This is a genomic window from Bacillota bacterium, assembly GCA_012837285.1.
In the GTDB taxonomy this organism is placed as follows: domain Bacteria; phylum Bacillota; class DTU030; order DUMP01; family DUMP01; genus DUNI01.
Map to the genome: position 1 here is coordinate 1 of DURJ01000073.1, position 15,871 is coordinate 15,871.

The 15,871-nt window shown below is 54.5% G+C and carries 14 protein-coding genes; all 14 read right to left on the bottom strand.

Translation table 11 applies throughout. The features are described from left to right. Window positions 1-403: 403 nt before the first annotated feature. The gene (gene eno, locus GX016_04230) at window positions 404-1,684 is read right to left on the bottom strand and encodes a phosphopyruvate hydratase (GenBank protein HHT70767.1); all 1,281 of its coding nucleotides are present in this window, start codon (window positions 1,682-1,684) and stop codon (window positions 404-406) included. A 64-nt stretch (window positions 1,685-1,748) separates the two neighbouring features. After that, the gene (locus GX016_04235) at window positions 1,749-3,251 is read right to left on the bottom strand and encodes a 2,3-bisphosphoglycerate-independent phosphoglycerate mutase (protein HHT70768.1); all 1,503 of its coding nucleotides are present in this window, start codon (window positions 3,249-3,251) and stop codon (window positions 1,749-1,751) included. Between the two features lie 44 nt (window positions 3,252-3,295). After that, window positions 3,296-4,054 (bottom strand): triose-phosphate isomerase, encoded by a 759-nt coding sequence (locus GX016_04240; protein ID HHT70769.1) that lies wholly within the window; start codon window positions 4,052-4,054, stop codon window positions 3,296-3,298. Between the two features lie 12 nt (window positions 4,055-4,066). After that, window positions 4,067-5,248 (bottom strand): phosphoglycerate kinase, encoded by a 1,182-nt coding sequence (locus tag GX016_04245; GenBank protein ID HHT70770.1) that lies wholly within the window; start codon window positions 5,246-5,248, stop codon window positions 4,067-4,069. A 72-nt stretch (window positions 5,249-5,320) separates the two neighbouring features. Further along, complete coding sequence (gap, locus tag GX016_04250; protein HHT70771.1) at window positions 5,321-6,325, bottom strand: type I glyceraldehyde-3-phosphate dehydrogenase; 1,005 nt, start codon at window positions 6,323-6,325, stop codon at window positions 5,321-5,323. A 43-nt stretch (window positions 6,326-6,368) separates the two neighbouring features. Next, window positions 6,369-7,490, bottom strand: a complete 1,122-nt coding sequence (locus GX016_04255) for a hypothetical protein (protein HHT70772.1) — start codon at window positions 7,488-7,490, stop codon at window positions 6,369-6,371. 76 nt (window positions 7,491-7,566) lie between these two features. Next, on the bottom strand, window positions 7,567-8,934 hold the full coding sequence (gene rpoN, locus GX016_04260; GenBank protein ID HHT70773.1) for an RNA polymerase factor sigma-54: 1,368 nt from the start codon (window positions 8,932-8,934) through the stop codon (window positions 7,567-7,569). Between the two features lie 116 nt (window positions 8,935-9,050). Continuing rightward, entirely contained in the window at window positions 9,051-9,980 is a 930-nt protein-coding gene (gene whiA / locus GX016_04265; protein HHT70774.1) for a DNA-binding protein WhiA, read from the bottom strand. A 19-nt stretch (window positions 9,981-9,999) separates the two neighbouring features. Then, complete coding sequence (locus tag GX016_04270; GenBank protein HHT70775.1) at window positions 10,000-10,974, bottom strand: YvcK family protein; 975 nt, start codon at window positions 10,972-10,974, stop codon at window positions 10,000-10,002. Then, complete coding sequence (gene rapZ / locus GX016_04275) at window positions 10,971-11,834, bottom strand: RNase adapter RapZ (protein HHT70776.1); 864 nt, start codon at window positions 11,832-11,834, stop codon at window positions 10,971-10,973. Before rapZ ends, GX016_04270 begins: the two co-directional genes overlap by 4 nt. Then, complete coding sequence (locus tag GX016_04280) at window positions 11,819-12,646, bottom strand: HAD family phosphatase (GenBank protein HHT70777.1); 828 nt, start codon at window positions 12,644-12,646, stop codon at window positions 11,819-11,821. The genes rapZ and GX016_04280 overlap by 16 nt, the downstream gene beginning before the upstream one ends. Then, a complete protein-coding gene (locus GX016_04285) occupies window positions 12,621-13,544 on the bottom strand; it encodes a hypothetical protein (GenBank protein ID HHT70778.1) in 924 nt (307 codons plus the stop codon). Before GX016_04285 ends, GX016_04280 begins: the two co-directional genes overlap by 26 nt. 132 nt (window positions 13,545-13,676) lie before the next feature. Beyond that, entirely contained in the window at window positions 13,677-14,237 is a 561-nt protein-coding gene (locus GX016_04290) for a tryptophan transporter (GenBank protein ID HHT70779.1), read from the bottom strand. A 409-nt stretch (window positions 14,238-14,646) separates the two neighbouring features. Beyond that, complete coding sequence (locus tag GX016_04295) at window positions 14,647-15,612, bottom strand: aldo/keto reductase (protein HHT70780.1); 966 nt, start codon at window positions 15,610-15,612, stop codon at window positions 14,647-14,649. Window positions 15,613-15,871: the final 259 nt, after the last annotated feature.

The window sequence follows — 15,871 nt, forward strand, 5'->3', positions numbered from 1 at the left end:
ATTCACTCTCAATTATTCCCCGTTGGCACCTTGTTAATTTTAGCATACCAAAGAGCAAATGGCAACGATTCGGCGCTTGGGCCAGAAACGTTGCCATTGATGTTGCGTAGCTATTCAGGGGTGGACCCATGCCGCCGCGGCGATGACTATACTTGCGGCCCGGTGCTTACTTCTCCGGCGACATGTCGGAGCTTCGAGTTACCGTTCTTGGCGAGCGTGAGGTTAGCGCATCAGACCGGCGAGGACATTTGGGGCCGTTTCCGCCATTTGGATTGTTCAAATTGCGGCGGCAAATAATCCGCAGCCTTCTAGACGCGCTCCGAACCGAGCCTTAGAACAGTGGAAGCGTATAGCGGAGCCGGGGAGTAAGCATGTTGTGGGTGCCTGTTTCGCTGTCGCTCTGTTAGCGGTGAAAAGCTCCATGCCCGGAAAAGACAGCATTCTCGCCTAGCATCTCCTCAATCCGGAGTAACTGATTGTACTTAGCCACCCGCTCGGAGCGCGACGGCGCCCCGGTCTTTATTTGCCCGGTCCCGGTTGCCACTACGATATCGGCAATGGCGGTATCTTCGGTCTCGCCGGAACGGTGTGAGACAACGGCGGTGTACCCAGCTTTTTTCGCCATTTCAATGGCCGCCAAGGTTTCGGTTAAAGTGCCGATCTGGTTAACCTTGATCAAAATAGAATTGGCTACCTTTTGCTCAATACCCCGGCTGAGCAGTTCAGTGTTGGTTACAAACACGTCATCGCCCACCAGCTGCAGCTTGGACCCCAGCCGGGCTGTGAGCTCTTGCCAGCCTTCCCAGTCGTCTTCCGCCAGGCCATCCTCAATGGAGATTATGGGATAGCGCTCAAAGAACTGGGCATAGTAGTCCACCAGCTCCGATGCGGTCAGGGTTTTCCCTTCTCCGGCCAGAACATAGCGGCCGTCTTGGTACAGCTCTGAGGCCGCCACATCGATGGCCAGAAAAACATCCTGTCCGGGTTTATACCCGGCTGTCTCGATGGCCATGACCAATAATTTAAGGGCCTCTTCGTTCGAGCATAGATCTGGCGCAAAGCCGCCCTCATCGCCTTGGCCGCTGGCCAGGCCTTTTTCTTTGAGGACCTTCCTTAGGGTATGAAAGACTTCTGCCCCATAGCGCAGAGACTCGGCAAAACTTGCCGCCCCGGCCGGTACAACCATGAACTCTTGAATGTCCACGTTGTTGTCGGCATGTTGGCCGCCGTTTAATATGTTCATCATAGGCACCGGCAGCAGTCGAGCCGCTGGGCCTCCTACGTAACGATACAGAGGTAAGCCCAGTGAATTGGCTGCCGCTTGAGCCACTGCCAGGGAAACTCCCAAAATGGCATTGGCTCCGAGCTTGCTCTTGCTTTCGGTGCCGTCTAAAGCGATCATAGCGTTATCCACTGCTACCTGGTCCAGGGCATCCATGCCTAGAAGTTCGGGGGCCAAGACCTCGTTGACATTGGCTATAGCTGTCAGCACCCCTTTCCCCAGGTAGCGGTTCATATCACCGTCTCGAAGTTCCAATGCCTCCCGGGCTCCGGTGGATGCTCCGGACGGAACTGCGGCCCGGCCGAAGCTCCCGTCCGCCAAAACCACGTCTACTTCCACAGTGGGATTAGCGCGAGAATCTAATATTTCGCGGGCCCAAATATCAACTATGGTTGTATACAAAGTTGCACCTCCTGTTACTCTTGTCCACTGACCTGGCCTGGGCGGGTGCGGGTGTCGGGGGTAACTACCGCCCAAGCAATGATTCCCCTGTCATCTCTGCTGGCGTAGGCAGATCCAGCAGATCCAGTATTGTCGGGGCTACATCGGCCAGACGTCCCGGCCGAACTTCCCAAGCGTCGGTATCGTCGGCCACCACGATAAACGGTACCTGGTTGCAGGAATGAGCCGTATGGGGCCGGTTCCCCTCATCCAGCATTTCCTCTCCGTTACCATGATCAGCCGTGATCAAAGCCACTCCGCGCTGACGTAATACTTCCTCCACCACCTGCCCCACGCACCGATCCACTGTCTCCACCGCCTGGATGGTGGCAGCAATTTTACCGGTGTGTCCCACCATATCCACATTGGCATAGTTTAGAATCACCAGGTGGAACTTCCCTTGGCGGAGCTCTTCTATCACTGCCGCCGTAACTTCATAAGCACTCATCTCTGGCTTAAGATCATAAGTGGCCACCTTAGGAGATGGGATCAGGCGCCGCTGTTCACCGGGAAAAGGTTGTTCCTCGCCGCCGCTAAAAAAGAAAGTAACATGGGCATATTTCTCCGTCTCGGCAATCCGAAGTTGGGTTAGACCCTGGCGGGACAAGTACTCACCTAAGGTATTAGTCAGGCGCTGCGGTGCGAACGCCACCGGTGCCTTTATGGTTTCGTCGTATTGGGTAAAACAGACAAAATGCACCGCCGGCGGCTGCGGTCCGCGGCTAAACTCAGAAAAATCTTCATCGACAAAGGTTCGGGTTAGCTGGCGGGCGCGGTCGGGACGGAAGTTAAAGAAGATAATCACGTCCCCGTCCTTTATCCGGGCCACCGGATCGCCGTTGTCCTGAACCAAAACCGTGGGCCGGACAAACTCATCGGTTTCGCCCTGCTCATAGGCCTGCTTTATAGCCTGGGCCGCTGACGGGGCTGTTTTGCCCTCCCCTAAGACCAGCGCCTTATAGGCCAGGGCCGTTCGTTCCCAACGCCGATCCCGATCCATGGCCCAGTAGCGACCGCTAATAGTGGCGATGTGGCCCAAGTTCAGCTCAGCCATTTTCTCTTCCAGCGCCGCCAGGTAAGTGCCGGCACTTGTCGGCGGCACATCGCGTCCATCGAGAAAGGCATGTACAAACACCCGCTGCAAATCGTGTTGGGCCGCCAACTCCAGCAAGGCGTAGACATGGTTCATATGACTGTGGACCCCGCCATCGGAGACCAGGCCCATAAGATGCAGGCTCTGTCCCTGAGCCTGGGCCAGGGCCTCCAGCAACACTGAATTGGTAAAGAAATCTCCCTGGCTAATGGCCCGGTTAATGCGAGAGTAGTCTTGGTACACAATGCGGCCGGCCCCGAGATTAAGATGCCCCACCTCAGAATTCCCCATCTGGCCCGCCGGCAACCCCACGTCCTCTCCGGCCGCCCCTAACAAGGTATGGGGAAAGCGACGCCAGTACCATGTTAGATTCGGTATACGGGCTTGAGCTATGGCATTTCCCGAGCTTTCCGGGGCACAACCCCAGCCATCCATTACAATTAGAACCACGGGGTGAAGCGGCACAACTCTGCCCCCTTCTACCTTAATGCCGACTTGACAATGGTCGCAAAGTCTTCAGCTTTGAGACTGGCTCCGCCCACCAATGCACCGTCGATTCCAGCCTGGGACAGGAAGCTGTGGCTATTGGCTCCGCTGACACTGCCGCCGTATTGAATCCTGACCTCAGCCGCCGCGCCGGGGCCAAACTTGTCGGCCACCACGTTACGAATCATCTGGGCCATGTCTGCGGCATCAGCCGGTTCAGCGCAGCGGCCGGTGCCAATAGCCCAAATGGGCTCATAGGCTATCACCAGTTGCCGCACCTGTTCGGAACTGAGTAGCTTAAGATCCTCTTCTAACTGGGTCTCCACCACCGCTTGAGCCCGTCCTTGCTCCCGGTCGGTCAAGTGTTCCCCGACACACAAAATGGGCCTTAGGGCCGCTTTGAAGGCCGCTTGCAACTTGTTGGCGATCTGGGTATCGGTTTCGCCTTGGTAAGCGCGGCGTTCGGAATGGCCGAGGATAACATAGCTTACTCCTAAATCCACCAGCATGGCGGCTGAGATTTCCCCGGTATACGCTCCTTGATCAGCCCAAAATAGGTTTTGGGCACCCAATACTATATTGGTCCCGCTAAGTTCACGACCCACGGGATATAAGGCGGTAAAAGGCGGACAAACGACAATTTCCGCCCCTTGGCTATGGGCTACCAAGGGCACCAGTTCCTGGATTAAAGCAACGGCTTCCGGTACGGTCTTGTTCATCTTCCAATTACCGGCAATGATCGGGACTCGCATGGATTTCACCTTCTATTTGTCTTGTAGTGCGGCTACTCCCGGCAGTTCCCGCCCTTCCAGGAACTCTAACGAAGCACCGCCGCCAGTGGAGATATGGGTCATCTGGGAACTGAGTCCGAATTTGGCCACGGCTGCCGCCGAATCGCCGCCGCCGACCACGCTGATAGCAGCGGAAGCGGCCAAAGCCTGGGCTACGGCCCGGGTTCCAGCGGCAAACGGTTCCAGTTCAAACACTCCCATGGGCCCGTTCCAGACTGCGGTTTTGGCCTGAGAGATAGTATCGGCGTACAGTTTACTGGTTTCCGGCCCGATATCCAGCCCCATTTGATCTGCCGGTATGGCGTCCGCTGCCACCACTTTCGCCGGGGCCGACTCAGCTAATTCCGGTGCCACCACCACGTCCACCGGCAACAGCAGTTGGGTACCCTGCTGCTTCGCCTTGGCCAATATCTCGGCCGCCACTTCAATCTTGTCTTCTTCCAGTAAGGAGCGCCCTACCTTCTTGCCCTGGGCTGCCAAGAAAGTAAAGGCCATGCCCCCACCAATGATCAGGGCGTCTACCCTGGCGACCAGATTCTGTAGCACCATTATCTTGTCGGATACTTTGGCCCCGCCTAAAATAGCTACAAAAGGCCGCTCCGGCTTCTCCAGCGCTTCGCCCAGCATTTTCAGCTCTTTTTCCATCAAAAAGCCCGCCACCGCCGGCAGCAACTTGGCCACACCGGCAGTGGAACAATGAGCCCGGTGAGCGGTGCCAAAAGCATCGTTAACGTAGATGTCCGCTAGCTGAGCTAGATCCTGAGCCAACTGAGGGTCGTTTTTTTCTTCACCGGGGTAAAAGCGAATGTTCTCCAGCAGCAGGACCTCACCCTCACCTAGGGCGTTAACTGCTCTCTGGGCTTCAGGGCCCACGGATACAGCCGTTTTCTCCACCGGAGCCTGCAGCATCTGGGCTAGATGTTTTGCCACTGGATCTAGCTGCAGCTCTGGCACTGCCTTCCCTTTCGGCCGTCCAAGGTGAGAAACAAGAATAATCTTGGCACCGGCTTCCCGTAGAAACTCGATGGTGGGCAAAGCGGCTCGAATACGAGTATCGTCGGCTACCTGGCCGTCCTTTAGCGGCACGTTAAAGTCGACTCGGACCAAAACCCGCTTGCCGTGCAGGGGGAGATCGCGTAAGGTTTTCTTGGCCATAGGTGTTCTGTCCCTCCTTCGGTTTCAGGGGCCAGGCCACAGCCTGACCCCGGTTCTTTCCTAGGCAATAACCTAGTAACCTTTTTTCCCGATAGCAGCGACCAAGTCCACACAGCGGCAGGTATAGCCCCATTCGTTATCGTACCAAGCCACTATCTTGGCCAGGTTGCCGATTACCTGGGTCAGTTCTCCGTCCACAATGGAAGATATGGAGCTACCGCGGAAGTCACAGGAAACCAACGGCTCTTCCGTATACCCGAGAATTCCTTTCAGCGCTCCGTCGGCAGCCGTTTTGAAGGCCTGGTTGATCTCTTCCACCGACACCTCTTTACTCAGCTCAACGGTAAGATCCACAATGGACACTGTGGGCGTGGGTACCCGCAGGGCATAACCGTTGAGTTTACCCTTGAGCTCAGGCAAAACCAGCGCTACCGATTTGGCGGCACCGGTGGTAGTAGGTATGATGGAGTAAGCGGCGGCCCGGGCCCGGCGCAGATCTTTGTGGTTGGCGTCCAGTATTTTCTGGTCGTTGGTGTAAGAGTGAATCGTTACCATCAGGCCTTTGACAATACCGAAGCTCTCATGTACAACCTTGGCTGCCGGTGCTAAGCAGTTGGTGGTGCAAGAGGCATTGGAGATTATGTTATGTTCGGCCGGATTATACTGCTGGTCATTTACTCCCATCACCACTGTTATGTCTTCACCTTTGGCCGGAGCCGAAACAACAACTTTCTTGGCCCCGGACTTCAGATGATACTCCAGCTTTTCCCGCTCGCGCAGCTTACCAGTGGACTCCAGTATAACATCGGCCCCCACTTCAGCCCACGGGAAGTCGTAGGAATCGCGGATGTTAAAGGTGCGAATCTCGGTCTCGTCCATCCGAATACCGTTTTCAGTGGCTGTCACCTCATGATGCAAGGTGCCGTACAAAGAATCGTACTTGAGCAAATGGGCCGACATGGCATTGTCGCGCACACCGTTTATAGCCACCACTTCTATCGCTGGATTAGAAAGAGCTGCTCGTAAAAACAGTCTTCCGATCCGACCAAAACCATTGATAGCTACTTTGATTGTCATGAACTATCCTTCCTTTCCTGAGTCTGTGTTGTTACTGAAAACCCTAGCGCAGAGATACCAGGGGGCCTCCCCTCCTTTCGATGCAGCTGAGCATTGCCACCAAAGCTCCTTCGTCGGTTACCAGCGTTGTGGCGGGAAAATCGTAGGACAGCACGGCCAGCATAGCTTCCGCCTTACTGCTACCGCCGGCCACGGCAATAACGTGCCCGATTCGTTTGATATGCTCCAGCTTAAGGCCGGTGCTAGGGGTTACATAGACAATCTCCCCTTGACGATTGAAGTAGTAGCCAAAAGTCTCACCCACAGCACCCACCCGGTCCAACAGCATCACCTGATCAGGGCGCAGATTCCGCCGCTTGGCCATGGCCCGAGCTTCACCAATCCCCAGGAGAAGAATGGAAGCGGAACGCACCACCTCCAGAACCTCACGGATTTCCGGCTCTTGGGCGACAACTGCCGCCGCTTTTGCACCCAAGCTGTCCGGTAAATGGAGCAAGCGGTAATTGGCGTTGAGCTTGGCGGCAATCTTGGCGGCGATGCTTCCAGCCTGTTTGCCCAAGTCTTCACCCATGCCACCGCGGGCCGGCACTACCGTCAAGGCACCGTGAAAATTGGCCGGAATCAGAGCCGTCGCCACGGCTGCCAACGTGGTACCCCCCGATACAGCCAGCACCATGTCCTGGGCCAGAATGGACTTAAGATACTGGGCCGCAGCTCGACCCATGTCTTGTTGCACCAGCTCGCTCTTATCACTGTCACCCGGTACGGCAATAACACGTTCCAGCCGGAGATGACGGGCCAAGGTCGATTCGGCTTCGGACAAATCATGTAGTTCCCGCATGTAAACATCTAACTCTTCCACTAATTGCTGGCCCTGGGAAGTAAGAATCATGCCCAGGCTGCTGGTGGCAATGAAGCCCTGCTCGCGCAGGAATTCCACCTCCGAACGCAGCTTGCGTTCGGTGGTATCCATTTCCTTGGCTAATACCCGGCGTCCGATGGGCATGAGTAAAGAGATAGTTCGGAGAATAGTATACCTCCGACTAAGAACCTCTATCAGTTCCGGTACTAGGCGCTGTTGCAACTCAGATGCTGTCCGCATGGTACTTTTTCTTGAGGGTCGCAGTGCGTCCCGCGTTTGCATTATTTGTCCCACATAAGCCAAGAAAAACGGCCTCCTCCCGCTTCCTAGGTGTTAATTCTTCGTCGGGAAAGAAAATCCTGCCTAATGGCACAGTTTTTTAATAGCGACGCCGGCAGCCTGAGGACGGGATATTGGCTTCCTGACGATACTTGGCCACTGTCCGGCGTGACACGCTGATACCCCGACGAGCCAGTAGCTCGGACAACTGTTGATCGCTGTAAGGTTTATAGGGATCTTCCTGACTCACCAAATCGGCCAGCAGCCGCTTCACCGATTCGGCTGCTGCGCCTTTACCGTTGGCACTTTCGACCCCGCTGTCGAACAATACCCGTAGCGGAAAGACTCCATGGGGAGTCTGGATATATTTATTGGCCGTAGCCCGACTGACCGTGGATTCATGGACATCTATTTCCACTGCCACCTCCCGCAGCGTTAGCGGGCGTAAGTGGCGGACCCCGTAATCGAAAAACGGACGTTGCAACCGGAGCAATGTTTCTACAATTCGATAGATGGTCAATCGTCGCTGTTCAATACTGCGAATAAGCCAGACCGCTGAATTGAGCTTGGTCTCCACATATCTCTTGGTCTGACCGTCCACGTCTTCAGGACTAGTTAGGATACGACGGTAATGATTGCTCACATGAAGCCTATTGCCCACCGCATCGTTCACCAGGATCACATATTCGTCTCCTACCTTCTGCACCGTGATGTCCGGGGCAATGTAATGAACTTGGTCGCCGTCACTGTATTGACGACCGGGTTTAGGATCTAAAGTTCGGATAAAATCGCGGATGGCCTGCACCTGCAGCAGCGACAAATTCAGCTCCTGGGCTATGCGTCCCAATCTGCCCTCGGCCAAATCAGGCAAATAGTAAAGAATAACCTGCCGTATCTCCGGTGTCAGGCAGCCCAGGGATTCGGCTTGAATCAGTAGGCATTCCTCGAGGCTTCTGGCTCCCACTCCTTTGGGTTCCAACTGTTGAATAGCCTTAACAATTCGTAAAACCTTGGCTCGCGATTGCCGCAGTTGGTCGGCAATTTCGGCTATACTCAAGCGCAAATAGCCATATCCGTCCAAACAGCCGATAATAAACTGGCCCATTTGTTTCTCTTCCGGGGTTCGGGCCACCAGTCTCCAATCAGCCAGCAAGTGTTCGGCCAATGTCTGTTCACGGCTGAGGAAATTGTCCCAGGCAGGCCCTTCCCGGGAGAAGTTAGTCCTGGGTACAAAGCCGAGATCACTGGTATCGCGAAAATACTCGGCCCAATCCGGCTCAGCCTCCGGCAGCTCTGGCTGGGAGTCGTCTTCTTCCAACTCCAGGAGTGGATTTTCTTCCAGTTGTTCTTGAACATATGTCAGCAGTTCTTGGGTCGGCATCTGCAAAATGGCAATAGCTTGGCACAGTTCCTGGGTCATGATCAGTTTTTGGGTTTGCTCCAGAACAAGGCTATGTGCCACACCCATCCTTTTCGTACCCCTCTCCCCGCCTAACCTTTCCGGCTCCGGGCTTTTTTCTATTTACGCCCGCTACATCGCCCTGTCACCTACGAAATTCGCCATCTGGTACCCAAAAACCTTCTTTACTCGATCTTAAAGTCAGCGGCCATTTGTTCTAATCGACGTAACCGGTGATTGACTCCGGATTTTCCCAGGGGAGGATCCAGCTGCGCTCCCAGCTCCTTTAAAGTTGCCTCCGGGTGCTCCAGGCGCAGCCGTGCCACCTCCCGCAGGGGCCGCGGCAAGTTCTCCAGACCCACATTGTCCACCAGGCAGCGAATGGCGGCTAGCTGCCGGCATGCTGCTTCCACGGTCTTACTGAGGTTCGCCGTTTCACAGTTAACTAGGCGGTTCACTTGGTTGCGCACGCCTTTAACCACCCGGATATTTTCCAATTCCAGACGGCTGGTTACAGCGCCGATCAGGGTCAGAAAAGCAGCGATGTCATCCCCGTCCTTCAGATAGACCACCTGACGATCTTTACGCTCCACGCGCCGGGCCCGCAAATTGAACCCCAGGAGCAGCCGAATTAGGTGAGCGGCGCTGCGCCGGCTCCCGGTTACCAGCTCCAGGTGATAGAAGCGCTCCGGGTTGCTCAACGAGCCGGAACCGAGAAAGAATCCTCTGAGGTAGCTCCGGCGACAGCAGTCGGCCGGCGGAATCACTGTCTTGTCGGCGCCGGTGCCACTGCGCAGAAATCCCAGTCGGATCAGGAATTCTTTTAATCCGGGCTGGGTCGGTAGGCGCACAGAATAGAGGTTGTGATGCTGCATACGGCGGGGCTCCCGTGAAATTTTGACGTTTAAAGCTGACGTATGCTTGAGCAGCAGAAAAACACGCCGGGCTACGGAGGGACTCTCGGTAGTTGCAATCACCTGTATCCCTGACTGCCCTGCTTCCAGCACAGCCCCAGCGCGGAGAAAACCCAGCAGCTCAGACTGCAAACAGCATAACTTCCCTGGCTGCAGCCGAGACAGTTCATCTTTTACCTTGAAGGAAAACGTCTTGTACATAACAACTCCTCCACCTCTATCAGGTCAATAGCGCTAATACCGACTGAGCTAGTTTGTCCGGATCGTGTCGGGCCATGTCATTAACGTACAAGAGAGGCGCTTCCTTGATCCGCAGACCAAAACCCTCGAGTTCTTGTCTGTTTACCGATACCGGCTCGGCTCCTTCTTCCCGATACCGGACCAAAGTACCGCCTACAGGACCCTGAGTATTGACCAGGGCCCAATCAATAATTTGTTGCCCGCCTTGGTCGACCACGGCCCGAATATGGTCCGCAGCAGTGTAACCGTCCGTTTCCCCCGGCTGAGTCATCACGTTTACCACATACACTTTCACCGCCGGGCTGGACGCTAAAGCCTCCGGTATGCCCTGAACCAGCAGGTTGGGCAAAATGCTGGTATACAGACTCCCGGGGCCTAAGACAATTAGATCCGCCGTCGCTATAGCAGCTAATGCATCCGGGACCGGTTGACATTCAGGCGGATCCAGACTTAACCGACGTATCGGCACTCCCGGGCGGCAAATGCTGGTTTCGCCTCGAGCCACGGTGCCGTCTACGTACTCTGCCACTAAGTTGGCACTGGTTAAGGTGGCCGGCAACACTTGCCCTCGAACTTTAAGCACCCGGCTTGTTTCCTTAATTGCGCCCTCGAAGTCCCCTACCACTTCGCACATGGTGGCCAGAAATAGGTTGCCGAAGCTATGTCCGGCCAATCCACTTCCGCCGGGAAACCGATATTGAAACAGCTGTTCCATCAGAGGTTCCGTATCGGCTAAAGCCACCAGGCAATTGCGCACATCCCCCGGCGGCAACATCCCCAGCTCCAAGCGCAGGCGCCCGGAACTGCCGCCGGTATCGGTAACGGTTACAATGGCGGTGATATTGTCAGTGTATTCTTTAAGTCCCCGCAGGAGGGTGGAAAGACCGGTGCCCCCACCCAAGGCCACAACTCTGGGCCCCTGGGGGTGTCTTTTGGGCTTAGAATTCAACCTTATGCCTCCATATCCTTATCCACGTCCCGATGTTGCACAAAGACGCGGTGGTTGTTCGCACTGAGGTGGCCGCTCAGTTCTTCGGCTAAGGTTACGGAGCGATGGCGCCCGCCGGTACAGCCGATGCCGAGAACCAAGCTAGTTTTACCTTCAGCGATAAAATGAGGAATAAGAAATTCAATCAACTGCAGAACCCTAGTCAAGAACTCTTGCGTCACCGGCCACTGAAGCACATAGTCTCTTACCGCCTCATCTTTGCCGGTACAATCCCGCAGGGTTTCCACATAGTAAGGATTGGGCAAGAACCGAACATCAAAGACCATGTCCACATCAAGCGGTACACCAAACTTGAACCCGAAACTTACCAGGGTGATCAACAGTCGCTCTAAGTCTTCGCCTTCCGCAAACAGGGTCCGGATTTCTTCCTTCAGTTGAGCCGGGGTGGTATTAGTGGTATCGATAACATAGGTGGCCCGGCTTTGTAGTTCCTGCATCCGTTTCCGCTCGTCGGCAATACCCTCAAGAACCCGTCCTTCCTTGGCCAAAGGGTGCCGCCGCCGGGTTTCTTTATACCGGCGAATCAAAGTCTCGTCGGAGGCTTGAAGAAAAATAATGCGGTATTTAAGCCCCATCCGTTCCAGCGCTTTTAAGCGTTCCAAGATGTGCTCAAAGAAACCCCCGCCTCTGATATCGATACCCAGGGCCACCTTGTTCACTTTACCTTGCAGGCACAACTCAGCAAACTTGGGTAACAAATCCGGCGGCAAGTTATCCACACAAAAGTAGCCCATATCTTCCAGCACCCGTACAGCAGTGGATTTTCCGGCCCCAGACAACCCGCTGACGATCACAAATGCTTGCATTTGCACAGCTCCTCGTCGGAACTCAGGATAAATCTTTCAATGACCTGAGCCACCCCGCCGTCATTGTTGTCGCCGGTAACATAGTCGGCTCGGGCCCGGACTTCTTTAGGCGCGTTACTCATGGCAACTCCCAGGCCGGCATAAGTAATCATCTCTAAATCATTATAATTATCGCCGATAGCAATAGCCTCTTTCGCTGTAAGGCCGAATTGCTTGAGCAGATAGGCCAAACCACTTTGTTTGGAGACCCTGGGATGTATTATCTCCACAAATTGGGGACTGGAGCTGGTAATATGAGCCTGGCCGGCCAGTTCCTCGGCTAATACGGGCCATACCGGCTGCAGTTCTTCTTCTGTACCTAAAAACAACACTTTATTGGGCGCTGCGGTGAGCACTCGCTTTAAATCCGGTACTATTTTCGGCGGGACTGAACTGGACCGATGATAACGCTTGGTCCACTCATCATCTCGATCCACGAACAGCTCATCGCCCATAAACAAATTCACATGCAGATCGTATTCTCGGGCAATGGCCAGGGCAATACGGGCAGCCGGCAGCGGTAGCGGCAAATCGCGGTATACCTGGCCGCCGCTGTCTTTGATCAAGGCTCCGTTGTAAGTTATCAGGGGCACTTCCATCTCTAGCTCGTGGGCAAACCGTATCGCCGAACGGTACATGCGACCGGTGGATAGTGTAACCACTACCCCTCGATCTCGGGCCGCCCAGATGGCGTCCCGGTTGCGCAGCGAAATCCTATTGTGGTCATCGAGTAATGTTCCGTCCAGGTCAAGAGCCAACAGGCGGTACCTCAATCCAATCGCTCCTTGCCTCCTGTTCTCGCCTGCTAACTTCGCCTTCCGCCGACTCAAATCCTGCCGCTGAACCAGGGCGGCGACAATTTGCCCGACAGCGATGCCAACCCAACAGGTGTCTCCGGTAAAAAGGACTGTTAAGCGACGTTATCACCACACCCCCTAAGCGACTGGAGGCATGGAGAAACCTCTCCTGGCCTAAATACAGCCCTACGTGTGAGGCCACATCCGGTTCCTCAGTGGCAAAAAACACCAAGTCCCCCGGCACCGGCGGCCCGGCTACCGGCTGGGAACTCAGATACTGTTGGTCCGCATCCCGCGGCAATAACAAGCCGGCACAGCGGTAGGTTGCATACACTAGGCCCGAACAATCCACCCCGGCACAGGTGATGCCGCCCCATAAATATGGGGCTCCGATAAAGCACAGGGCCAATCTTTGGGCCCGCTCCGCCACCTGGGCCAGGTGTCGGGATGGCTTCCCAACAGCAACGGAGTCTTGGCCAATGAGGCCCGTCTTCCCGTCCGGCAAATAGACCGTGTAGTGGTAATCTCTGGTACCGGGACCGGTGCCTTGGGCCAACTGCAGCTTAGTACCTAGATAAGCTGTTATTTGCCGGTGGTGCGGTGCCTCTTCCTCTACCAGCTGTATTTGTGTTTGGGCCGTTATCACTGTACCCTTGAGGCTGGAACAAGGAGCAGACGCCGGTACTAAATGGGCCCGCTGCACGTACCCCCTATAGCCGTCGGGAACTTGAACTTTTAGCCAAAAGTTGTTCTTTTCTTCCGCTAATACAGGGTCGCCCAGCAAGGCTTGAGTCAGCCGGTTGTGTTCGCCTCTTGACTCAGGGCTGTCCCATACATCTGTCACCGGCACATTAACAACATAGGTAATCGGCAAGACAATCCTTCTCCTCTCAGTGTTTCCTAACATCATATGCACTAACAGCGAAGGATAACCCCCTACCTATGCCCCCACACAGACAAAAAAGAGGCGCTGCTTGACAGCGCCCAAATAGAAGAGTCTATGTTGTCAGCCAGTTCTAGTGTCCGCCGTCTTGGCCGGAGAGGCTGATTTTCGGCCTGGAGCCAGCTTAAAGGAGCCGGCTCGAGTTAAGCAGATACCATAGATGGCTGGTGTGAACACAGTATTCATAGCCGCTGTGGGAAGAACCACCGCCGTAAACAACACTCGAAATGGCACCGGCAACCCCATAATCAGCTGAGTGCTGCCCAAGAAAGCAGTACCACTGACTACTGTACCGACAAAACCCACCATAGCTGCCAGGACATAATCAGCCACATGCCCTTGTAGCAACCGAATGAGCCCCATGGTAAAAAACGCCGTGATCAGTTTGTCGATAATGTTGGGCACCTGCCCGCCAGGCATGCTGGTGGTCAGTGCGGTAATAATTCCGGCTGCTAAGCCGGCCGGTAGCACCAAACGTCGATTGCGCAGCAACAGAAAAGCAACAAACAGCATGGTAACGACAAAGTCCGGTTTCATCCCCGCTACTAAGCCGATGGTAATCTGGTGTAGCACCAATCCCATGGCCAGAAACAGAGCTGTAAGAGCTAGTTCCTTAGTCTTCATGTTTTTCGCCCACTCCTTAATCGATAGTGATGGTAAGTTTATTGTCGGTATAGGTAATGCCTTTCAGGTCACTCTTATCAGCTCCTTTCCGGAAATACAAAGACCTCTCGTCCCACAAAGGGACGAGAGGTCTTACTCGCGGTGCCACCCCAATTGAGCTTATAGCTCCAGCTCAGGTACAGGAACAATAATGCCCGATACCTTGTCCTGTTAACGGCGGACTGCCGGCAGCCACTACTACCTTACGGTTTCGATCCGCTTCTCCTGGGTCCATTCGGCCTGCAGCTACATTGCCGAGTTTCCACCTGCCCCGGCTCTCTACTAACGTTTCTGCCGCCTACTCTTCCCGATCCTAGAAGTTGGTCAGAATTGCTCATTGCCGTAACTCTAGCATACTTCAGAACCGCTGTCAACTGCCAAAATGCTCTGCAACTTCCTTTAGCATCTCACGAATGGGCAAATTATACGGACAGCGGCTCTCACAAGTGCCACACTCAATGCAGGCCCCGGCTTTCACCTTCATCTGGGCATAACGTTCCTCAGCCCAGTCTTTTAGGCCATAACGCGTCCAATAACCATCAAAAGTAAAGATCACCGGGATGCGAATACCTTCCGGACATGGCAAGCAATACTCGCAGCGCCGGCAAAAACGATTCCCCAGTCGGTCAATTTCTGTGTTTAAGTGCTGCCTTTCCTCGTGGGTTAACAGTAAGGCACGCTCGCCCAGCTTGGCATTGGCCTTAACCTGTTCAATGGAATCCATGCCAGGAATAACAGTAGAGACAGGATAGTCCCAGAAAAAGCGCAGGGCCAGTTCGGCTGGAGTCAAGGCTCCTCCGGCCAGCGGCTTCATCACTATTACCCCTAAATCGAGCTTCTCAGCCAACGGTAACAAAGCTGTCGCCGCCTCTGTTTCCACAGCATTGAAGGGAAACTGCACTGTTTCAAATTCGTTTGTTTTTACCGCTTCAACCAAAACATCCACTATATGGCCCGTAATCCCCACGTGCTTCACTTTGCCGGCAGCTTGAGCCTCTCGCAAAGCCTGCAAGGCTCCGTCAGCAGCCAATACCTGCGTTAGCTCTTCTTTGGTACGCACGTTATGAAGCTGGTAAAGATCGATAAAATCAACCTGCAGATTGCGCAGACTGGTCTCAACATCAGCCGCCATAGCTTCTTTTGTTCGTGCCATGGATTTTGTGGCAATGATCACTTCTGAATGCCTGGGGCCTAACACCGTACCGAATTTCTCTTCGCTATCACTGTAACCACGGGCCGTATCAAAAAAGTTGATTCCGGCCTCAATAGCCGCGTCCAACACCTTGGCCGCACTTTCGCTGTCTATGCGTTGGATAGGTATCCCGCCCATCCCCATAAACGATACATCAAGGCCGGCACGGCCCAAACATCTCTTTTTCAATCTTGAGTACCTCCCTAACTACTACTCATTTTACTCACTATGTTTTCGCCGTCAGGAATTAGTAATCCTTCCGCTGCAGAAAGTGTCAGTGCGTAATTGTCTCAACGTAGGGAGCTCCGGAGCTCAGACTATAAGTAGCCTAAATTCACTGTAATTGTGCCTGCTCAATATCTTCTAATTGTCATAACCAGGATCAACACAGGAACCATACTTC